The 20,327-nt window shown below is 38.4% G+C and carries 17 protein-coding genes and 2 pseudogenes; 14 read left to right on the top strand and 5 right to left on the bottom strand.

Annotated elements, in window-relative coordinates; translation table 11 throughout:
* Positions 1 to 71 precede the first annotated feature (71 nt).
* Positions 72 to 1,799, top strand: a pseudogene (locus EWZ81_RS04920) (DUF262 domain-containing protein).
* Between the two features lie 10 nt (positions 1,800 to 1,809).
* Here the strand turns inward: EWZ81_RS04920 and EWZ81_RS04915 are convergent.
* The gene (locus tag EWZ81_RS04915) at positions 1,810 to 2,538 is read right to left on the bottom strand and encodes an outer membrane protein (RefSeq protein WP_165549207.1); all 729 of its coding nucleotides are present in this window, start codon (positions 2,536 to 2,538) and stop codon (positions 1,810 to 1,812) included.
* A gap of 102 nt (positions 2,539 to 2,640) precedes the next feature.
* On the opposite strand from EWZ81_RS04915, the gene EWZ81_RS04910 reads away from it, so the two are divergent.
* The 5 genes from EWZ81_RS04910 (at position 2,641) to EWZ81_RS04890 (ending at position 7,569) form a co-directional block, all read left to right on the top strand.
* A complete protein-coding gene (locus EWZ81_RS04910; RefSeq protein ID WP_205250235.1) occupies positions 2,641 to 3,579 on the top strand; it encodes an NAD(+)/NADH kinase in 939 nt (312 codons plus the stop codon).
* A 21-nt stretch (positions 3,580 to 3,600) separates the two neighbouring features.
* Positions 3,601 to 5,169: a DNA repair protein RecN gene (locus tag EWZ81_RS04905; protein ID WP_165549205.1), complete on the top strand. Its 1,569-nt coding sequence runs from the start codon at positions 3,601 to 3,603 to the stop codon at positions 5,167 to 5,169.
* 2 nt (positions 5,170 to 5,171) lie between these two features.
* A complete protein-coding gene (locus EWZ81_RS04900) occupies positions 5,172 to 6,479 on the top strand; it encodes a putative RqcH family protein (RefSeq protein ID WP_165549204.1) in 1,308 nt (435 codons plus the stop codon).
* Between the two features lie 18 nt (positions 6,480 to 6,497).
* Complete coding sequence (locus tag EWZ81_RS04895) at positions 6,498 to 6,794, top strand: hypothetical protein (protein WP_000539080.1); 297 nt, start codon at positions 6,498 to 6,500, stop codon at positions 6,792 to 6,794.
* Between the two features lie 124 nt (positions 6,795 to 6,918).
* The gene (locus tag EWZ81_RS04890) at positions 6,919 to 7,569 is read left to right on the top strand and encodes a tetratricopeptide repeat protein (protein ID WP_165549203.1); all 651 of its coding nucleotides are present in this window, start codon (positions 6,919 to 6,921) and stop codon (positions 7,567 to 7,569) included.
* Between the two features lie 39 nt (positions 7,570 to 7,608).
* On the opposite strand, the gene EWZ81_RS04885 is transcribed toward EWZ81_RS04890, so the two are convergent.
* Both EWZ81_RS04885 and rpe read right to left on the bottom strand, forming a co-directional pair.
* The gene (locus EWZ81_RS04885; RefSeq protein WP_165549202.1) at positions 7,609 to 8,472 is read right to left on the bottom strand and encodes a 3'-5' exonuclease; all 864 of its coding nucleotides are present in this window, start codon (positions 8,470 to 8,472) and stop codon (positions 7,609 to 7,611) included.
* Positions 8,450 to 9,103: a ribulose-phosphate 3-epimerase gene (gene rpe, locus EWZ81_RS04880; protein ID WP_165549201.1), complete on the bottom strand. Its 654-nt coding sequence runs from the start codon at positions 9,101 to 9,103 to the stop codon at positions 8,450 to 8,452. Before rpe ends, EWZ81_RS04885 begins: the two co-directional genes overlap by 23 nt.
* Positions 9,104 to 9,173: 70 nt before the next feature.
* Between rpe and EWZ81_RS04875 the strand changes: the two genes are divergently transcribed.
* From EWZ81_RS04875 to EWZ81_RS04860, 4 genes and pseudogenes are all read left to right on the top strand, one after another.
* The gene (locus EWZ81_RS04875) at positions 9,174 to 10,046 is read left to right on the top strand and encodes a class 1 fructose-bisphosphatase (RefSeq protein ID WP_165549200.1); all 873 of its coding nucleotides are present in this window, start codon (positions 9,174 to 9,176) and stop codon (positions 10,044 to 10,046) included.
* On the top strand, positions 10,046 to 10,249 hold the full coding sequence (locus EWZ81_RS04870) for a hypothetical protein (RefSeq protein ID WP_001887733.1): 204 nt from the start codon (positions 10,046 to 10,048) through the stop codon (positions 10,247 to 10,249). The genes EWZ81_RS04875 and EWZ81_RS04870 overlap by 1 nt, the downstream gene beginning before the upstream one ends.
* 12 nt (positions 10,250 to 10,261) lie before the next feature.
* Positions 10,262 to 11,158 (top strand): SAM-dependent methyltransferase, encoded by an 897-nt coding sequence (locus EWZ81_RS04865; RefSeq protein WP_165549199.1) that lies wholly within the window; start codon positions 10,262 to 10,264, stop codon positions 11,156 to 11,158.
* Positions 11,151 to 11,881 (top strand): annotated as a pseudogene (locus EWZ81_RS04860) (type II restriction endonuclease). The gene EWZ81_RS04865 and the pseudogene EWZ81_RS04860 overlap by 8 nt, the downstream one beginning before the upstream one ends.
* A 146-nt stretch (positions 11,882 to 12,027) precedes the next feature.
* On the opposite strand, the gene tsf reads toward EWZ81_RS04860, so the two are convergent.
* Together tsf and rpsB are read right to left on the bottom strand one after the other, a co-directional pair.
* Positions 12,028 to 13,095 carry a translation elongation factor Ts gene (gene tsf / locus EWZ81_RS04855; RefSeq protein ID WP_165549198.1) on the bottom strand — a complete coding sequence of 356 codons (1,068 nt, stop codon included), beginning with the start codon at positions 13,093 to 13,095 and terminating at the stop codon, positions 12,028 to 12,030.
* Positions 13,095 to 13,889, bottom strand: a complete 795-nt coding sequence (gene rpsB, locus EWZ81_RS04850; protein WP_000258276.1) for a 30S ribosomal protein S2 — start codon at positions 13,887 to 13,889, stop codon at positions 13,095 to 13,097. Before rpsB ends, tsf begins: the two co-directional genes overlap by 1 nt.
* A gap of 251 nt (positions 13,890 to 14,140) precedes the next feature.
* On the opposite strand from rpsB, the gene EWZ81_RS04845 reads away from it, so the two are divergent.
* Genes EWZ81_RS04845 through secD form a run of 4 tightly spaced genes read left to right on the top strand, consistent with a single transcriptional unit; the run spans position 14,141 to position 20,326 of the window.
* Complete coding sequence (locus EWZ81_RS04845; protein WP_165549197.1) at positions 14,141 to 16,981, top strand: RecB-like helicase; 2,841 nt, start codon at positions 14,141 to 14,143, stop codon at positions 16,979 to 16,981.
* Positions 16,982 to 17,004: 23 nt separating this feature from the next.
* Complete coding sequence (nhaA, locus tag EWZ81_RS04840) at positions 17,005 to 18,321, top strand: sodium/proton antiporter NhaA (protein WP_165549196.1); 1,317 nt, start codon at positions 17,005 to 17,007, stop codon at positions 18,319 to 18,321.
* A gap of 47 nt (positions 18,322 to 18,368) precedes the next feature.
* Positions 18,369 to 18,752 carry a preprotein translocase subunit YajC gene (gene yajC, locus EWZ81_RS04835; protein WP_165549195.1) on the top strand — a complete coding sequence of 128 codons (384 nt, stop codon included), beginning with the start codon at positions 18,369 to 18,371 and terminating at the stop codon, positions 18,750 to 18,752.
* A complete protein-coding gene (gene secD / locus EWZ81_RS04830) occupies positions 18,749 to 20,326 on the top strand; it encodes a protein translocase subunit SecD (protein ID WP_165549194.1) in 1,578 nt (525 codons plus the stop codon). Before yajC ends, secD begins: the two co-directional genes overlap by 4 nt.
* The last annotated feature ends 1 nt before the right edge of the window (position 20,327 follow it).

Here is a 20,327-nt window from a genome sequence, read left to right as displayed (position 1 = left end):
TACAAGGGGTTTTTATGGCAAACGAAAGCATTAAAGGCGAAGCTTAAGGCGAAGCTTATCAATTAAAAGATATTTTAGCTAAAGAATTTGGGGCTTATTACCAAATCCCCATCTACCAACGCCCTTATCAATGGACAGAAGAAAACTGCAAAAAGCTTTTAGACGATTTGCTTTCTAGCTATGAATATTATAAAGAAAGCGATTATTTTTGCGGATCATTAGTTTTAATCGCAATTGGCACAGATTCTGCAACCAACGCTACAACCTATGATGTTGTAGATGGTCAGCAACGCTTAAGCACTTTCATTCTGCTCGCAAAAGTTTTAGCCACTCTCTATAATAATGAAGTTTTAAACGATAAAACTAGCAGAGATTTTTTAGAAAAGAGTTTGGGCGATACTGATGGAGAAAAAAGAAAGCGGTTGATTTTTAATACTATAGGGCTTAACGCTAAAGATGATTTTCAAGATGCATTAGATTTTTTTGACAACTCTCATGCAAGCAAAAATAACAAGAACAATTACCTAAAAAATGCGGTTTGTTTAAAAAACTATCTTAAAGAGAAAGAGATTGAAAACATTAACGCTTTTATTAAGTGGCTGTATTTTAAGGTCGTATTTATCAAAACCACTTGCCCCAATATAAGTATGGCGTTAAGGATTTTTAGTGTTTTAAACGCTAGGGGTTTGCCCTTGCATGCGATAGATATTTTTAAAGCGGAGTTGCTAAAAAAACTCGCTAAAGAAAAGGATCAAGAAGAGTTTGTGTTTCGTTGGAACGCCTTGCGTCAAAAATGCTCAGAGAATGAGTCAAAATTTCCAAAGAGAAAAGAGAACAAGCGAGAGAAGAACGCCGCAGAAATATTATTCAGCTGGTATTTAGCCTATCTCAATCCGGTAACTAGTGGGAAAAGCATGGAAGAAAGACTTGCCGATCAGTTTGAAAAGCTTAATAAACCCCCATTAGAATACCTTAAGGGCATAGAAGATTTTTACAACACTTATTGTAAGGTATTGGAAATGCAAGATTGGCACGCTCATTTGCTTTCTTATCTAGCCTCTGATTTTTGGCGCATTATTTTGTACACTAGCATATTACACCATTATAGTGATCAAGATATAGAGGCTTTAAAGGAGTTGTTAGTCAAGTTTTATTACCAAAATTGGGTTGCAACGCGAGAAGAACCTAAAAAACAAACTAATTGCAACATTATTAAAGCCCTAAAAGAAAAGAAAAGCGTAGAGAACATCGCTTCTATTGTGAAAAAATATTTAGATGATGATAAAAATAAGATAACACAAAACTTTAGAGAAAAACTAAAAGATGACCATTTGTATGAAAAACACAAAAAGGCTTCAAAAAATTCATGGCTCAAACCCATTCTCATTTTAGTGGAATATTCCATGAGCGACGATCCTTGCCCTAAACGCATTGAAAAGAACGATTTTCATGTTGAACACATTTTACCTCAACAACCTGGTTCTTCAAGCCAATGGGTGAAAGACTTTAGCGAAGAATAAAGGGAATTATACACGCATTCTTTAGCCAATCTCACGCTTTTGGGGGGCCAGAAAAACACCAAAGCTTCAAATAAAGATTTCAAAGATAAAAAAGAAATCTATATGGGGAACGCTGTCAAGCTAGGTAAGGACAAGCGAGGTAGGGAAAAAACTTTCAGGGTGATGACTTGCTATAAGATGACCATAGATGTTGCACAATACACAGAATGGACGCCCAAAAGCTTAGAAAAAAGAAAAGAAGAGTTGATTCAAATCATTGAAAGCGTGCTAACGCTCTAGGGACGCGCCCCTAGAAAGTGAACACGTAATTCACATACCATGAATACACGCGCCTAAACCCTATATCCAAATTTTTTGCAGTGATGTAGGGGTTTTTCTTCAGCATGGGGAATTTCACGCCCGCTTCAATGCTGGAATGTTTTAAGATCCTTAAGCGAGCCCCCACATTGAATAAAAATTGGAAAGAAGTGGCTTTTTTGCTCACAAGGGTTTGTTCCACTAAAATGCCCTCAAAGCTCGGCGTCGCCATAAGCCATGAATTGCCGGCTAATTGCACCCCACCAAAAGCCCCCAAACTCATGATACCGTTATTGATGACATTGACCATCAAGTCCATAGCCCCCCCATAAGTGAGCATGTTCGGCTCAAAGGTTTTGGGATCAGCGAGGCTCGTTAAGCGATTGATTTCTTGTTTCCCAAGAATTTGACCCGCCAATTGCGCCGCTTCGCTGTTATAATTAGGGTTTTTAAGCCTAATAGAATTGGCATGGGCGTAGTCAAAAAACCCATAAAGGCGTAAGCCAAAGTGTTTTTCAAAGAAAAATTGATACCCCAAGAGCGCGTCAAAGCCTTTGATAGTAGCGTTAGTGGCTTGTTTTTGAGAATTAATATCCGCATGCATTTGCGCCTGTCCTTGCAAATAACCCGCCCCTAAAAAAACGCCATTACCATCCATGCCAGATACCGCATTCATAGAGATAATAAGGGCTAACAAAGATTGAGAAAAAAATTTTTTCATGTGTGATTCCTTAAAAATAATTTTTTGTTACTTAAAAAGAATACCCAAAAAACAATTAAAAACGATTAAAGAATGAAACATTAACCACAATAAAAACTTTTCATGAACTTTACACAAGATGATAAAAAAGCAATTAAAACCCCCTTTTTTAAAATTTTGTTTCAAGCTTTAAGCTACAATATACGCATGAAAGATTTAAACAAGACTATCGGCGTGTTTGTGCGGCCCACCCATTATCAAAACGCTCTTTTTAAAGAGCTAGAGCAGGCTAAAGAATGGGTTTTAAAGCTTTTAGAAGATGAGGGGTTTGAAAGCTTTGTGATTGATAGCCTTGATGGGGCAAAAGACGAACGATTGATAGAAAAAGCCTATGCGTTTTTGTGTTTAGGGGGCGATGGCACGATTTTAGGGGCCTTAAGAATGACGCATGCTTACAATAAGCCGTGTTTTGGAGTTAGAATTGGGAATTTAGGGTTTTTGAGCGCGGTTGAATTGAACGGGTTGAAAGATTTCTTACAAGATCTCAAGCAAGATAGGATCAAATTAGAAGAGCATTTGGCTTTAGAGGGCCGTATTGGAAACACTTCTTTTTATGCGATCAATGAAATCGTGATCGCTAAAAAAAAAGCTCTAGGGGTTTTAGACATCCAAGCTTATGCAGGCCATACGCCCTTTAACACCTATAAAGGCGATGGGCTTATCATTGCCACGCCCCTAGGCTCGACCGCTTATAATTTGAGCGCTCATGGGCCGATTGTGCATGCTTTAAGCCAGAGCTATATTTTAACGCCCTTGTGCGATTTTTCTTTAACGCAACGCCCTTTAGTGTTAGGGGCGGAATTTTGCTTGAGTTTTTGCACTCATGAGGACGCTCTTGTAGTCATTGATGGGCAAGCCACTTATGATTTAAAAGCCAACCAACCCCTATACATTCAAAAAAGCCCCACGACCACCAAGCTCTTACAAAAAAATTCAAGGGATTATTTTAAAGTGCTTAAAGAAAAACTGTTATGGGGGGAAAGCCCTAGCAAAAAAAGATAAAAAGATAAAAGGGTAAAAAACATGCGAGATTTCAATAACGTTCAAATCACACGCTTAAAAGTGCGTCAAAATGCCGTTTTTGAAAAACTGGATCTGGAGTTTAAAGACGGATTGAGCGCGATTAGTGGGGCTAGTGGGGTGGGGAAAAGCGTCCTTATTGCGAGTCTTTTAGGGGCGTTTGGGCTTAAAGAGAGCAACGCTTCAAACATTGAAGTGGAATTGATCGCGTCTTTTTTAGACACGGAAGAATACGGCATTTTTAGAGAAGATGAGCATGAACCCTTAGTCATCAGCGTGATCAAAAAAGAAAAAACGCGCTATTTTTTAAACCAAACAAGCCTATCTAAAAACACGCTCAAAGCGTTATTAAAAGGCTTGATCAAGCGCCTATCTAACGACAGATTCAGCCAGAATGAACTCAACGATGTTTTAATACTCTCCTTATTAGATGGCTATATTAAAAACGAAAACAAGGCGTTTAGCCCCCTTTTAGGCGCACTTGAAGAAAAATTCACCCAATTAGAGAAGCTGGAAAAAGAAAGGCGATCGTTAGAGGATAAAAAGCGTTTCCAAAAGGATTTAGAGGAGCGTTTGAATTTTGAAAAAATGAAATTAGAGAGGCTGGATTTAAAAGAAGACGAATACGAACGCCTTTTGGAGCAAAAAAAATTGCTCTCTAGTAAGGAAAAATTGAACGACAAGATCGCTCTGGCGTTAGATGTGCTAGAAAATACCCACAAAATCACGCATGCTTTAGAGAGCGTGGGCCATAGCGCTGAATTTTTAAAAAGCGCTTTATTAGAGGCGAGCGCTTTATTGGAAAAAGAGCAGGCTAAATTAGAAGAGTGCGAGCGTTTGGATATTGAAAAGGTGTTAGAAAAACTTGGCATGCTAAGCGGGATCATTAAGGATTACGGGAGTATTATGCATGCTAAAGAACGCTTAGCGCATGTTAAAAACGAACTGCACAACTTAAAAGAAATTGACCATCATTGCGAAACTTACCACAAAGAAATAGAGCGATTGAAAGCCGAATGCTTGAAATTGTGCGAAGAAATAGGCGGCTTTAGGAAAGAGTATTTAGCCGGTTTTAACGCTCTTTTAAGCGCTAAAGCGAAAGATTTGCTCTTAAAAAGCCCTAGTTTGATCTTAGAAGACGCCCCCATGAGCGAAAAAGGCGTTCAAAAACTCGTTTTACATTTACAAAATTCCCAATTAGAAACCTTAAGCTCTGGGGAATACAGCCGTTTGAGGCTGGCGTTCATGCTTTTAGAAATGGAGTTTTTAAAGGATTTTAAAGGCGTGTTGGTGTTAGATGAGATGGATTCCAACTTGAGCGGCGAAGAGAGTTTGGCGGTCTCTAAAGCCCTTGAAACCTTGAGCAGCCATTCGCAAATCTTTGCCATTTCGCACCAAGTCCATATCCCAGCCGTTGCTAAAAACCATATTTTGGTGTTTAAAGAAAACCACAAAAGCCTTGCAAAAACCCTTAATAACGAAGAAAGGGTTTTAGAAATCGCGCGCATGATAGGGGGGAGCGAGAATATAGAGAGCGCGATTTCTTTCGCTAAGGAAAAATTAAAGGTGTGATGATGAAATTTTTTCTTTTAAAGAAATTCAGCGAATTTTTAAACACTCAAACCCATTTCTCTCTCAAACGCTTGAACGCGTCTAGTTTTTTATTAGAGGCTTTTTCTAAAGAAAAACACGCCTTTGTTGTGGATTTGAATGCGCCTTATATCGGTTTGTCCAAAAAACCCCCAGAGAGCGTTTTAAAAAACACTTTAGCGTTAGATTTTTGTTTGAATAAATTCACCAAAAACGCCAAAATTTTACAAGCAAACGTCATTGATAACGATCGGATTTTAGAAATCAAGGGCGCTAAAGATTTAGCTTATAAGAGTGAAAATTTTATTTTGCGTTTAGAAATGATCCCTAAAAAAGCCAACCTCATGATTTTAGATCAAGAAAAATGCGTGATAGAGGCCTTTCGTTTTAATGACAGGGTGGCTAAAAACGATATTTTAGGGGCATTGCCTCCTAATATTTACGAGCATCAAGAAGAGGATTTGGATTTTAAGGGATTGTTGGACATTTTAGAAAAAGATTTTTTATCCTATCAGCACAAAGAATTGGAACACAAAAAAAATCAAATCATCAAGCGATTAAACGCCCAAAAAGAACGCTTGAAAGAAAAATTAGAAAAACTAGAAGATCCTAAAACTTTACAGCTGGAAGCGAAAGAATTGCAAACTCAAGCCTCATTGTTGCTCACTTACCAGCATTTAATCAACAGGCGTGAAAATCGCGTGATTTTAAAGGATTTTGAAGATAAAGAATGCATGATTGAAATTGATAAGAGCATGCCCTTAAACGCTTTTATCAATAAAAAATTCACTCTCAGCAAAAAAAAGAAACAAAAATCGCAATTCTTGTATTTAGAAGAAGAGAATTTGAAAGAAAAAATCGCTTTTAAAGAAAATCAAATTAACTATGTTAAAGGAGCGCAAGAAGAAAGCGTTTTAGAAATGTTTATGCCGGTAAAAAATTCTAAAACCAAACGCCCGATGAGCGGGTATGAAGTGCTGTATTATAAGGATTTTAAGATCGGTTTAGGGAAAAACCAAAAAGAGAATATCAAACTCTTACAAGACGCAAGAGCGAATGATTTATGGATGCATGTAAGAGATATTCCTGGATCGCATTTGATCGTTTTTTGCCAAAAGAATGCGCCCAAAGATGAGATCATTATGGAATTAGCCAAAATGTTGATTAAGATGCAAAAAGATGCGTTTAATAGTTACGAAATTGACTACACGCAACGAAAATTTGTCAAAATCATCAAAGGAGCTAATGTCATTTACTCAAAATACCGAACTATTAGTCTAAAGGACACTTAAACACTTAAGGAGGTTAGCATGGGTGTTTCAGCTTTAGGCAATGTAACTTATATCAACCAAAACGCTCCTTTAAATTCTGCTATCCAACAGGGTGCAAGGAGTGATATGCTGGATTTAGCGCAAAGCTTTCAAAATAAGCTTGAATTAGCCCAAGAAACAAGAGCGTTAGAAAACATGCAAGCTATTAGCGATAAAGACCCTAAAGAAGGCTCTAAAAACCGCTATCAAAACAGCCAAAGGGCTAAGGCGTTTGGCTTGGAAGAAGAAGAAATTGAATTGTGGCATGAAGAGCATTTGTTGGATATTGTGGGGTAGGGTATCGCAAATAACTCCCCTATCCTTTTATGGGTTTTTGCTATAAAACGATGAAAACAAAGCGGCTAAAACCCTACCTTTCAAACATTAAAGTTTTGAGCGTCAATACTGGTTACAAAATGATATGAGCGTCAAAAAAGCGGTTTTTAGGGTTTTGCATTTGGGGGTGTTGTGTTTATGTGGGGGGGGGTTAATGGCAGAACAAGACTCTAAAGAGCTTATACTTTCAGGTATAATTATTTACACGGATAAAGATTTCACTAGGGCTAAGGAATACTTTGAAAAAGCTTGTAAATTAAACGATGCTGATGGTTGTGCGATTTTAGGGGATATTTATCATAATGGTGAAGGCGTAACACAAAATTTTAAAAAAGCTTTCAAATATTACTCTAAAGCTTGCGAGTTGAATAATGGTGAAGGGTGTTCTAAATTAGGAGGGGATTATTTTTTTGGTGAAAGCGTAACGCAAGATCTTAAAAAAGCTTTTGGATATTACTCTAAAGCTTGCGAATTAAACGAGGCTCTAACATGCACGCTTGTAGGAGAGTTTTATCGTGATGGTGAAGGCGTAGCAAAGGATCTTAAAAAAGCTTTTGAATATTCTGCCAAAGCTTGTGAATTGAACGATGCTAAAGGGTGTTACGCTCTAGCAGCGTTTTATAATGAGGGTAAAGGCGTAACAAAGGATGAAAAGCAAACGACAGAAAACCTTGAAAAGAGTTGCGAGTTAGGATTAAAAGAAGCATGCGATATTCTCAAAGAACAAAAACAATAAATTTTCACCCCCAATCAAACCCCATTAAACAACTTTCGTTTAACTGGTCGCTTTCATAATGTCTAACAAACCTTTTGTCCTTTCAAAAAGAGGGAACGGCGATGGGATCTCTTGGTATCTGGCTTTTGGGGGTCTTTTGATCAAAGTGTTAGCGCATTTGGAAAAATCAATCAAATCCATCGTCGTTTTGATGTAGCTAGGCAAGTTTAATAAGCATATTTCAAAGAGCTTGTAGCTCGCTAAAGCGTCCGCGTAGGCTCTGTGGCTGACTTCTATGCCAAACCCTAAAAGCTCTTTTAAAAAACTCAAAGAATAACGCATGGACAAAATAGCGCGTTTGGATAAATCCAGAGTGCAAAGCTTTAAATTCAATAAAGGACAATGCAATTTTTCTACAAAATAACGCCCTAAAAAGTTGTAATCAAAATTAGCGTTGTGGGCTACAAACACGCTATTGCCTAAAAAAAGCCGCAATTCCTGTAAGGCTTCATGTGCGCTTGGGGCGTTTAGGGTGTCTTCATAGGTGATGCCTGTAAGCTCAGCGATATAATCAGGCACGCTTTTGACTTTCACAAGGGTTTCAAAACGATTGATAATTTCCCCCCCCTTCACTTGCACGGCCCCGATTTCTAAAATCTCATGTTTTATGGGGCAAGAGCCGGTGGTCTCTAAATCAATAAAGGAAAAAACCTCATCTTTAAGGGGGGTTTTAAGGTTTTTGAGCGTGATTAAATTTTCACTCGTTTCTATGAAATTAAGCCCGCATGCTTTTAAATACTCCAAATTGATTTCATCATAAATAAGGCGAGAGAGCGATTTTTCTAGCATGCCTAAGCTTAAATCCTGGTGCTTTAAGCGAGCGATTAGGACTTGAATATCTTTATGCAAGAGATTGTCTGACATTCTGTAAGCCTTCAATAGCCAGCTTACGATCTTTGGATTTAAAAATATAACTCCCTGAAACCACCACATCCACGCCCGCTTGTTGGAGTTCAAAGATATTTTTATCATTCACGCCCCCATCCACTTCTAAAAGACAGCCAGGGTTGTAGCGCTTAATCAATTCCTTGACTTTCAGACATTTTTCTAGCACCAGATCTAAAAACTTCTGCCCACCAAAGCCTGGATTCACGCTCATTAAAAGCACTAACCCCACGCTTTCTAGCAAGTATTTAATGCTTTCTTCATGCGTGTGGGGGTTTAGGACAACGCCTGGCGTGATGCCTGAATTTTTAATGAGTTGCAACACCCTGTGGGGGTGTTTTTCATTTTCTGCATGAATGCTGATGATTTGCGGTTTTAAAGGGGCGAATAATCCTACAAAAAAGCTCGCATTTTCTACCATTAAATGCACATCTAAAGGCACTTGGCTCATTTGAGTAACATCCTCTAAAACCACAGGCCCCATGGTTAAATTAGGCACATAATGCCCATCCATCACATCCACATGCAAAAAATCAGCGTTACTCACGCTCTCTATCTCTTTGGCTAAATGCATAAAATCAGCACTCAAAAGGCTCGGAGCTACTTTCAAAATACTTCCCTATTTTCAATGTTTTCAAGTAAAATATTAGCATCTTTAATCAAATCATAAAAGGGTTTTTATGGATTACAAACATTTTAAAGGCAAGCATGCAAACATCGTTATAGAAATCATCAGTCTTTTAGAAAAAGGGGTTAAAAAAGCCCAAGAGATTTTAGAAAAGCCGGACGCTGGGAGTTACACTAAGTTAGAAAACAGCAGCGGGGATACGCCTATTAAAGCGGATTTAGCCCTAGACAAATTTTTAGAAGAAGCTTTTTTGAGTTTAGAAAATGTCAAAAGCGTTTTTAGCGAAGAAAAAGAAACGCCTGTTACTAAAGAAAACGGCTTTTATCTGATCGCTTATGACCCCTTAGACGGGAGCTCCGTGATGGAGGCGAATTTCTTAGTAGGCACGATTATAGGGGTTTATGAAAAGGATTATAAGGCGCAAAATCTAGTCGCAAGCCTTTATGTGGTTTTTGGGCATAAAATTGAATTAGTGGTGGCTTTAGAAGAAGTTTATCGTTACTCGTTTTACCAGAACAAGTTCCATTTTATAGAAACCATCGTTTTAGAAAATAAGGGTAAAATCATCGCTAGCGGAGGCAATCAAAAAGATTTTTCTTTGGGCTTGAAAAAGGCTTTAGAAGGGTTTTTTGCAGAAAATTACCGCTTACGATACTCAGGATCTATGGTGGCTGATGTCCATCATGTGCTCATCAAAAAAGGCGGAATGTTTTCCTACCCGCAAAAGAAATTGCGAAAGCTTTTTGAAGTCTTTCCTTTGGCCTTGATCATTGAAAAAGCTAAAGGGGAAGCGTTTTATTTTGATAAGGGGGTTAAAAAGCGTTTGCTAGAGCAAAGCGTGGAAAGCTACCATGAAAAAAGCGAATGCTATTTAGCCAGCCAGCATGAAGCTCAGATTTTAGAAAAATATTTAAAGGGAGAATGATGCAAAATAGCGCTAAAAAATTAGAATATGAAGAGCGTTTTAATGACGCTCTTTTGAAATTACAAGCATGCCAAGAGGAAAAGCAAGTAACGAGTTGCTTGAAATGCGAGAAGGTTTTAAAATGCGAGATCCGCAACAGCTATGTGGATGCGGCTTATGAGAGCATGAGTTTAGGTGAAGCGGGTGGGTTTGATTTCAACTAAAATGGGATTAAAATGGTTAGTAATACTACCTTGCAAAAGAATTTAGACGCTTTTTACACCCACCCCAAAATCGCGCGATTTTGTTTGGATTTATTAAAAGATCTCATCAATCAAAATCTAGGGCTAGACTTAAACGCATTCCATTTTTTAGAGCCAAGTGCAGGGAGTGGGAGCTTTGTTGATGCATTAAAAGAATTAGGGATTGCTGATTGGGACGCCCTTGATATTGCCCCTAAAGCTCAAGGCATTCAAAAAAAAGATTATTTGTTGGAATTGATTGAGTTTGATAAAAAGCGTATTATTATTGGCAACCCTCCTTTTGGGCATAGAGGGAAATTAGCCTTAGATTTTTTAAACAAATCTTTAAACGAAGCGCCTATTACAGCGTTTATTTTGCCCAATTTATTCAAACGCTATTCTATTCAAAAACACATTGATAAGCGTGCAAAATTGGTTTTAAACGCTGATTTAGAGAAAAACGCTTTTATTTTTAATGAACGGCCCTATGATGTGAAATGCGTTTTTCAAATCTATATGCATAAAAATATCGCCCTAAATCTTAAAGACGAACGCATCATTGCACCCCCTAAAATCCGCCATAGTGACTTCATCACTTACATTCATAACAACACGCCACACACCCTAAAATATTTCAACAAAGAAAAATACCAATGGGATTTTGCGGTGGTGAGACAAGGCTTTTATGACTACAACGAAAAGATCACCAATGCAAATTTACTGGTTAAAAACCGACAATATTTTTTCATCAAAGCCCATTCTAAAGAAGCTTTAAGGATTATCCATAAAATTGATTTTAACAAACTCGCTCATAAAAACACGCAAGTTTTAGGGTTTTCTACTTATGATTTTGTGGAAGAATATTGCAAATTAAAGGAAATGCATGCTTGAAAAAGTGTTCCAAGAAATTACCAATAAAAGAAAGTTTTTTGCAAGTTCTAGCACAGGGGAGCAGTTTGAAAACCAATTTAGGAATGAATTAAAAAAACACTTTAGCGAAATCAATGGCGATTTAACAGAAGAATTAAGCCATATGAAGAAAAGCCTAATAAAGAAATCAAAACCGCTTTTAACCAACTCAAAAAGCAAGTTTTAGAAAAAAACCACCCACACACCCTTAAAAACCCTTTTTCAAACCTTACAAGCCATTTTTTATACCAGCCTTTTGGCTCACAAAATTACCCTGATTTTTTGGTTTTTATTTTTGATCATGTGGTGGGGATTGAAATTAAGTTTTCTAAAAACGATAAGGGTGAAAAAAATCTTCAAACTTCTCGCCCCATGTGGAATTCAAACCTGCCTAAACCCAATGCGATTTATGTGTATGGAGTCGCTAATGCAGACATCACTTTTTTTAAAGGCTCAGATATTTTGAGTTATGAAACCAGAGAGGTCTTACTCAAGTATTTTGATACTTTAGATAAAGATGAAGAAAGTTTGAAAAACGCCTTAAAGGATTTAGAAAACCCCTTTGGGTTTGCCCCCTACATCAGAAAAGCTTATGAGCATAAAAAGGAATTTTCTAACCACCACCAGATTGAAAGCTTCTTTTCGCATAATCACATTTTAAGAGAACAAAATGTCTTAAAATTTTTGAAAACGATCTCTCATTAGCATATTTGCTCTTATTTATCTATTTCTTGTAAAACACGAGTTTATTTTTAATATAAAGAAATTGATGATCAGTCTCATAAACAAGATAAATAAAGAAAGTTAAAAAGTTAAAAGAAACAACCTTTAAAGGTTGTTTTTCAAAAATCTCACTTCATTTGCAAAGCCACTTCTTCAGCGAAATTTTCTGCCTTTTTCTCAATGCCTTCGCCCAATTCAAAACGCGCATACTCAGTGATTTTTAAATCATCATCCCATTCTTTGGAACAATCAGCGATGACTTGAGCGATAGTTTTTTTATCGTCCATGACATAGAATTGCCCTAAAAGGGTCAGGCGTTGATCAATAAGGGTGTTATCGGCGATAAACCTTTCCATTTTTCCAGGAACGATTTTATCCCAGATTTTTTCAGGCTTGCCCTGCTCTTTTAGTTCGTCTTCAAAAGCCTTTTTTTGATGGGCTAAAACTTCATCGCTCAATTCAATGCGGCTCCCAAAAGCGGGGATATTTTTCAAAGGTTTGCCCAAGCGTTTAGCCTCTTCGTTGTCTTTTTCAATTTCAGCGATCAAGGCTAAAGTTTCTTTTTTGACAAAATCAAGGCTAAAGTCTTTGCAATCTAGCACTTGAGGTTTCATCGCTGCGGCATGCATAGCGATATTTCGGGCCAGTTCCACCACTTTTGGAGCGTTTTTCTCATTATCGTATTTTATACCGATTAACACGCCCACTCTGGCGTTAGAATGCGCATAACCATTGACAATATGAGAGCTAGGGGCTTTTAAATGAGCGATTTTCCTCACTAAAATGTTTTCACCGATCACAGCGATTTGAGAGTGCAAATATTCTTCAAAAGGCTTGTTTTCTAACGGGCTTTTAAGCAGCTCTTCTGTGGTATGAATGTTGTGGGCTTTGATCGTTTCTAAAGTTTTTTTAACCAATTCCTTAAAGCCCTCATTTTTAGCTACAAAATCCGTTTCGCTATTGATTTCTACCATCATCGCGCTTTTAAAATCAGGCGCTACTTTTAAAGCGACTACGCCCTCAGCAGCGATCCTATCGGCTTTTTTAGCGGCTTTGCTCAAGCCTTTTTCACGCAAGAAATCAATGGCCTTTTGCAAATCCCCAGCCACTTCAACAAGGGCTTTTTTGCAATCCATCATGCCCGCATCGGTTAAGTCCCTTAATTTTTTGACTAGTTGAGCGCTAATTCCTGACATTATTCGGCTCCTTGAGTGATTTCTTTTTGGATTTCAGCGAGCATTTCTTCTTTTTCTTCATTGCTCACGAACTCTATCTCTTCGCTATTTTCATCCGCATGGACAATTTCTTCTTGCATGAGTTCTCGCCCCTCTAAAATCGCTTCGCTCATTTCTTTACAAAATAGCCTAATAGAGCGGATCGCATCGTCATTTCCAGGAATGGGGTAATCCACTAAATCAGGATCGCAGTTAGTGTCTAAGGGAGCCACGATAGGGATATGGAGTTTTCTGGCTTCAGCGACAGCGATTTTTTCTTTAGCCACATCAATCACAAAAATCATATCAGGGATTTTTTTCATGTGGCGCACCCCGCCAAGATACTTATCCAGCTTTTCTTTTTTCCTTAAAATCATGAGCTTTTCTTTTTTGGTCAATAAATCAATTTGACCGCTATTTTCCATTTCTTCAATGATTTCTAATTTTCTCACTGATTTTCTAATGGTGCTAAAATTAGTCAGCATGCCACCAAGCCAGCGGTAATTGACATAAGGGACTTGAATGCTTTCAGCAAATTCTTTCAAAGTTTCATTGGCTTGTTTTTTAGTGCCTACAAACATGATGCTTTTGCCTTGAGCGCTCGCATCGCGCACGATGTTATAAGTGTATCTAAAATAGCGCAAAGTTTTTTGCAGATCAATAATATGGATATTTTTCCTAACGCCAAAAATGAATTTCTTGGTTTTAGGGTTCCAACGCCTTGTTTGGTGTCCAAAATGCACACCGCATTCTAATAAATCTTTCATGGTTACCATGAGAATATTCTCCTTAAAGTTATTTTGGTTCTCTTCCTCCATGCTCATTTGATTCTTAAATTTCTTAAGAACACCTAAATACAAGGATTAGCATGTGTGAATTTGACGCTGTCTTTGCCTTTGTTCCTATTAAAATGATAGAAAAAACGACAAAACCCTATGATTATAGCAAAAGATTAAAGTTTTTTAGCTTAAGTAAAAAAGGCTTTTAGGCTATAATAAAGGCAAAATAGAAATTTGGGGTAGCTCTAATGGATACAAAAAGACAATGCATGGCCTTAAAGGCTTCAGCAGGGAGCGGGAAGACTTTCGCTTTGAGCGTACGGTTTTTGGCCCTATTGTTTAAGGGGGCTAATCCTAGCGAGATTTTAACGCTCACTTTCACTAAAAAAGCCACCGCCGAAATGAAAGAGCGCATTTTAGACTATTTAAAAATTTTGCAAAAAGAAAACCTTGAAAATGAAAAAGAAAAATCCCAAAATATCCTAAAAGAATTAGAAGAAAAATACCATTTAAACCCTGATTTAGTGCAAAATAGCGCTCAAAAAATCTACCAACGCTTTTTAAACGCTGAAATCAGAATCAGCACCATTGACGCGTTTTTCCAAAGCATTTTGAGGAAATTTTGCTGGTTTGTGGGGTTGAGCGCGAATTTTGAAGTCAATGAAGACACCAAAGCGCACCAACAACAGCTTAATGAGGGTTTTTTGAGCGCTTTAAATAACGAACAGCTTGAGGAATTGAGCGTTTTTATCGCTCAATGCTTGAGTTATGATAATTACACAAGCGATCCTATTTTAGAGCGGTTGCGTTTTTTAAAAAACAAGCTCTATTTATTTGATCCTAATAAGAAAGAGCCTGCATTTGATGAAGAGGGTTTTTTAGAAAAACTAAGAAGCTTAAACAATCAAATTCAAAGCATAGAAACAGCGTCAAATGAGGCTAAAAAAGCCATTAAATGCGATAGTTTTAGGGGATTCTTAAACAGCTCTTTAACCTGGCTTAAAAAAAAGAGCGAATATCAATCTTTCAAAAAACTTAAAAGTGAAATCCCCACTTTAGAGAGCGAATGCGAAGAGATTGAAAACGATTTAAAACGCTATTATGAAGCCAAAGAAACCGTAATATTTAAAAAATTCCCTAAATTCATCCAACTTTATGATAACGCCACTTCTAAAATCCAAGTCTTAGATTTTGACGCGATTAAAGATAAGGTCCATGTCTTATTGAATGGTTATGAAGAAATGCCGGCGGAGTTTTTTTATTTTAGGTTGGACAGCAAGATCGCGCACATTTTGATTGATGAATTTCAAGACACGAGCTTGAACGATTATAAGATTTTAGCCCCTTTTATTGATGAGATTAAAGCCGGGATAGGGCAAGCGAAATGGCACAGGAGCGTGTTTTTTGTGGGCGATGTCAAGCAGAGCATTTATGCCTTTAGGGGGAGTTTTAGCTCCTTATTTGAAAGCGTTGCTAAGGATTTTTACCACGATAATTTACAATTCAACCACCGCAGTGCGCCTTTAATCATTAATTATGTGAACACCATTTTTAAAAAGGCTTATCAAAATTCCCCCACCGCTTATTTGGAGCAAAAATACCCTAAAACTTCTCAAAATAAACATGTTACAGACGGCTATGTGAAAGTCTCTTTAGTGGCTGATGAAAGAGAATTGCTATTAGATCAGGTCTTACAAGAAGCCCAAAACCTTTTAGATCATCGTATTGATCCTAAAGACATTACCATTTTATGCGCCACCAATAAGGACGCTTTAGAAATCAAAAATTATTTGCAAGAGAATTTGAGTGCCATTCGCCCAAGCACGGAATCTAGCGCTAATTTGTCTCAATTTGTAGAGTCTAAAATCATTAAGAACGCTTTAGAATACGCTCTAGCGGAAGAACCTTACAAGCCCTTTTATAAGCACAGCGTTTTAAAACTCGCTGGATACTTGCATGATGATGTGATCGCTTTACCTGGTTTTAACCCTAAAAAAGAGAGCGTGGCAGGCTTTGTGTGGAAGGTGATGGAGCAATTTGAGCTTTATGGAGAGCCTGCGCAAAGCTGTTTGGAATTGGCGGTTGGGTGCGAAGATGCCGATGGATTTTTAGAAAAATTAGAGGCTAAATCGATCGCTTCTTTCAATTCAAAAGGCGCTCAAATCATGACCATCCATGGATCTAAAGGCATGCAATTCCCTTATGTGATCGTGTGCGAACGCTTGGGCAAGCCTAATTCAAGCCATGCCAATCAACTCCTTGAAGAATATAACGGCGCAGAGCTTCTTCGCCTTTATTACAGAATGAAAAATCGTGAGGTGGTGGATAAAGATTACGCTAGGGCTTTAGACAAAGAAGAAGCGGCCAAAGATCACGAAGAAATTAATGTGTATTATGTCGCATTCACTAGGGCTGAGTTAGGGCTGATTGTCGTGGCCAAAGACAAGAAAGAAAGCAAAAAAGAAAGCAAAAACAAAAAAATGCGCGAACAATTGGATCTTGCGCCTTTAGAAGAGGGAGAAATTATGCCGGTTATTTCTCCTCAAAAAGAGCCTTTAATTACAAGCGCTCTCATCAAGCCCCATGCCTATGGCGAGCAAGTCCAAGAGATAGAAGAAGAGCCAGATAGCGATTATGAAAAGAATAACGACCAGGAAGCGATCAATTTTGGTATCGCCTTGCACAAGGGATTAGAATACCAATACGCTTATAACATTCCTAAAAAAAGCGTTTTAGAATATTTAAACTACCATCATGGTTTTTATGGTTTGGATTACCAAGCGTTAGAAGAAAGTTTAGAGCTTTTTGAAAACGATGCAGAGATACAAGCTCTTTTTAAAAATTATATTTTAAGGGGCGAAGCGGCTTTTTTATTTGAAGGGGTTGTGTCTAGGATTGATGTTTTGTTGTGGGATAAGGGGCAAAATTTGTGTGTTTTAGATTATAAAAGCTCTCAAAATTACCAACAAAGCCATAAGGCTCAAGTGTCTCATTACGCTGAGTTTTTGAAAACTCAAGCCCCCCAATTTAAGATACAAGCGGGCATCATTTACGCTCATAAAAGACTGCTTGAAAAATTATGGGTTTGAAATTAAAAATTTTAAGGTTGTCTATGAATCTCAAAAAAACAGAAAACTCGATCAGTGTAACGCTTAAAAGCTTTATTAAAAGCGAGTCTTTTGGAGGGATTTTCCTCTTTTTAAACGCTGTTTTAGCGATGGTGGTGGCTAATTCGTTTTTAAAAGAAAGTTATTTTGCGCTATGGCACACCCCTTTTGGGTTTCAAATAGGGGATTTTTTTATCGGCTTTAGTTTGCACAACTGGATTGATGATGTTTTAATGGCGTTATTTTTTTTAATGATAGGCTTAGAGATCAAGCGAGAATTGTTGTTTGGGGAATTATCCAGTTTCAAAAAAGCTTCTTTTCCTGTGATTGCGGCTCTTGGGGGCATGATAGCTCCAGGATTGATTTATTTTTTCCTTAACGCTGATACGCCCTCTCAGCATGGTTTTGGGATCCCTATGGCGACGGATATTGCGTTCGCTTTAGGCGTGATCATGCTTTTAGGCAAAAGGGTGCCAACCGCTTTAAAGGTTTTTTTAATCACTCTAGCGGTGGCTGATGACTTAGGGGCTATTGTGGTGATCGCGCTCTTTTATACCACGAATTTAAAATTCGCATGGCTTTTAGGGGCTTTAGGGGTGGTTCTTATCTTAGCGGTATTGAACCGCTTGAATGCCCGCTCGCTCGTCCCTTACTTGCTTTTAGGGGTGTTGCTTTGGTTTTGCGTGCATGAGAGCGGTATCCATGCGACGATCGCTGCGGTGGTTCTAGCTTTTATGATACCGGTGAAAATCCCTAAAGATTCTAAAAATGTAGAGCTTTTGGAATTAGGCAAACGATACGCAGAGACAAGTTCAGGAGCGCTTTTGACCAAAGAGCAGCAAGGAATCTTGCATTCTATTGAAGAAAAAGCGAGCGCCTTACAAAGCCCCTTAGAAAGATTGGAGCATTTTTTAGCCCCCATCAGCGGGTATTTCATCATGCCCTTATTCGCGTTTGCAAACGCTGGGGTGAGCGTTGATTCTAGCATCAATTTAGAAGCGGATAAGGTGCTTTTTGGGGTTATTTTAGGGCTTTGTTTGGGCAAGCCTTTAGGGATTTTCTTAATCACCTTTATGAGCGAAAAGCTCAAAATCACCGCGCGCCCTAAAGGCATCAGCTGGTGGCATATTTTAGGGGCTGGGCTTTTAGCAGGGATTGGCTTTACCATGTCTATGTTCATTTCTAATCTGGCTTTCACGAGCGAGCATAAGGACGCTATGGAAGTGGCAAAAATTGCGATTTTACTCGGATCTTTGATTTCTGGGATCATAGGGGCTTTGTATTTATTCGCGCTAGATAAAAGAGTAACTTTAAAGAAATAGTGAAAAATGCTATAATTTGAGATTAAAACATCTTTTAAGGAAATTTAATGGGACAAATTAGAGACATTCTAACAACGCTTTTACCCCTTGTGGTGTTGTTTCTTATTTTTTATTTTTTGATTGTTCGTCCGCAACGCCAACAGCAAAAAAAGCATAAAGAAATGATAGAGGGTTTGACTAAGGGCGATAAAATTGTCACTCAAGGAGGGCTCATCGTTGAAGTGCTTAAAGCGGAAGCGAATTTTTTTAGCGTGAAACTCAATGATGACACCACCGCTAGACTTTCTAAAAACTATGTAGCGTTCAAATTAGACGAATTGGATCAATTTGGTTTGGCAGAGCCTATAGCCATTCAGCAAGGCAGAGAAGAAATTCCGGCAAGATTATCCGGTGCTAAGACTTTGAAACAACGCCAAATAACAACTAAATGAAACTTTTTAACGCTCGTTTAATCGTTTTTATTTGCGCGCTTCTTTTAGGGGTAGGGTTTTCTGTGCCTTCTTTGCTAGAGACTAAAGGCCCTAAAATCACTTTAGGTTTGGATTTAAGGGGAGGGTTAAACATGCTTTTAGGGGTACAAACCGATGAAGCTTTAAAAAACAAGTATTTAAGCCTAGCGTCCGCTTTAGAATACAACGCTAAAAAGCAAAATATCTTGCTTAAAGACATTAAATCCAGCTTAGAAGGGATCAGTTTTGAACTTTTAGATGAAGATGAAGCGAAAAAATTAGACGCGCTTTTATTGGAATTGCAAGGCCATAGCCAGTTTGAAATCAAAAAAGAAGCGGAATTTTATAGCGTGAAGCTCACCCCTTTAGAGCAAGAGGAATTGCGTAAAAACACGATTTTGCAAGTGATAGGGATCATTCGTAACCGCTTGGATCAATTTGGTTTGGCAGAGCCTGTAGTCATTCAGCAAGGTAAAGAAGAAATTTCGGTGCAATTGCCTGGCATTAAGACTTTAGAAGAAGAGCGGCGCGCTAAAGACTTGATTTCAAGATCCGCTCATTTGCAGATGATGGCAGTGGATGAAGAGCACAATAAAGATGCGATGAAAATGACGGATTTAGAGGCTCAAAAATTAGGCAGCGTGTTGTTGTCTGATGTGGAAATGGGGGGTAAAATCTTACTCAAAGCGATCCCCATTTTAGATGGCGAAATGCTTACAGACGCGAAAGTGGTGTATGATCAAAACAACCAGCCGGTGGTGAGCTTCACGCTAGATGCTCAAGGGGCTAAGATTTTTGGGGATTTCTCAGGCGCGAATGTGGGCAAACGCATGGCAATCGTTTTAGACAATAAGGTTTATTCAGCCCCAGTGATCAGGGAGCGTATTGGCGGAGGGAGCGGGCAAATTAGCGGGAATTTTAGCGTGGCTCAAGCGAGCGATTTAGCGATCGCTTTAAGGAGTGGGGCGATGAGCGCGCCCATTCAGGTTTTAGAAAAAAGAATTATTGGTCCGAGTTTAGGGAAAGACAGCGTTAAAACTTCCATTATCGCTCTCATAGGGGGCTTTATTTTGGTGATGGGTTTTATGGTGCTTTATTACTCTATGGCGGGAGTGATCGCTTGTTTGGCGTTAGTGGTCAATCTTTTTTTGATCGTGGCGGTCATGGCGATTTTTGGAGCGACGCTGACTTTACCGGGAATGGCGGGGATTGTTTTAACCGTGGGGATTGCCGTGGATGCTAATATCATTATCAACGAGCGCATTAGAGAAGTCTTAAGAGAGAATGAGGGTATCGCTAAAGCGATCCATTTAGGCTATATCAATGCGAGCCGGGCGATTTTTGATTCCAATATCACTTCTTTGATCGCTTCAGTGTTGTTATACGCTTATGGCACAGGAGCGATCAAAGGCTTTGCCCTAACCACAGGCATTGGGATTTTAGCCTCTATTATCACCGCCATTGTAGGCACGCAAGGGATTTATCAAGCCCTTTTGCCTAAACTCACTCAAACAAAAAGCCTTTACTTTTGGTTTGGCGTGAATAAAAGAGCTTAGG

It is taken from the genome of Helicobacter pylori (assembly GCF_011140715.1).
Classification (GTDB): domain Bacteria; phylum Campylobacterota; class Campylobacteria; order Campylobacterales; family Helicobacteraceae; genus Helicobacter; species Helicobacter pylori_DA.
The sequence above is the reverse complement of the archived record's forward strand: the minus strand, read 5'-3'. Positions and strand labels throughout refer to the sequence as shown.

Excerpts from the sequence above, each read along its gene's own strand:
- EWZ81_RS04915 (WP_165549207.1), bottom strand. The coding sequence starts at position 2,538 with ATGAAAAAATTTTTTTCTCAATCTTTGTTAGCCCTTATTATCTCTATG.
- EWZ81_RS04910 (WP_205250235.1), top strand. The coding sequence starts at position 2,641 with ATGAACTTTACACAAGATGATAAAAAAGCAATTAAAACCCCCTTTTTT.
- EWZ81_RS04885 (WP_165549202.1), bottom strand. The coding sequence starts at position 8,472 with ATGTCAGACAATCTCTTGCATAAAGATATTCAAGTCCTAATCGCTCGC.
- EWZ81_RS04905 (WP_165549205.1), top strand. The coding sequence starts at position 3,601 with ATGCGAGATTTCAATAACGTTCAAATCACACGCTTAAAAGTGCGTCAA.
- EWZ81_RS04900 (WP_165549204.1), top strand. The coding sequence starts at position 5,172 with ATGAAATTTTTTCTTTTAAAGAAATTCAGCGAATTTTTAAACACTCAA.
- yajC (WP_165549195.1), top strand. The coding sequence starts at position 18,369 with ATGGGACAAATTAGAGACATTCTAACAACGCTTTTACCCCTTGTGGTG.
- tsf (WP_165549198.1), bottom strand. The coding sequence starts at position 13,095 with ATGTCAGGAATTAGCGCTCAACTAGTCAAAAAATTAAGGGACTTAACC.
- EWZ81_RS04870 (WP_001887733.1), top strand. The coding sequence starts at position 10,046 with ATGCAAAATAGCGCTAAAAAATTAGAATATGAAGAGCGTTTTAATGAC.
- nhaA (WP_165549196.1), top strand. The coding sequence starts at position 17,005 with ATGAATCTCAAAAAAACAGAAAACTCGATCAGTGTAACGCTTAAAAGC.
- rpsB (WP_000258276.1), bottom strand. The coding sequence starts at position 13,889 with ATGGTAACCATGAAAGATTTATTAGAATGCGGTGTGCATTTTGGACAC.
- EWZ81_RS04895 (WP_000539080.1), top strand. The coding sequence starts at position 6,498 with ATGGGTGTTTCAGCTTTAGGCAATGTAACTTATATCAACCAAAACGCT.
- EWZ81_RS04845 (WP_165549197.1), top strand. The coding sequence starts at position 14,141 with ATGGATACAAAAAGACAATGCATGGCCTTAAAGGCTTCAGCAGGGAGC.
- EWZ81_RS04890 (WP_165549203.1), top strand. The coding sequence starts at position 6,919 with ATGAGCGTCAAAAAAGCGGTTTTTAGGGTTTTGCATTTGGGGGTGTTG.
- EWZ81_RS04875 (WP_165549200.1), top strand. The coding sequence starts at position 9,174 with ATGGATTACAAACATTTTAAAGGCAAGCATGCAAACATCGTTATAGAA.
- secD (WP_165549194.1), top strand. The coding sequence starts at position 18,749 with ATGAAACTTTTTAACGCTCGTTTAATCGTTTTTATTTGCGCGCTTCTT.
- EWZ81_RS04865 (WP_165549199.1), top strand. The coding sequence starts at position 10,262 with ATGGTTAGTAATACTACCTTGCAAAAGAATTTAGACGCTTTTTACACC.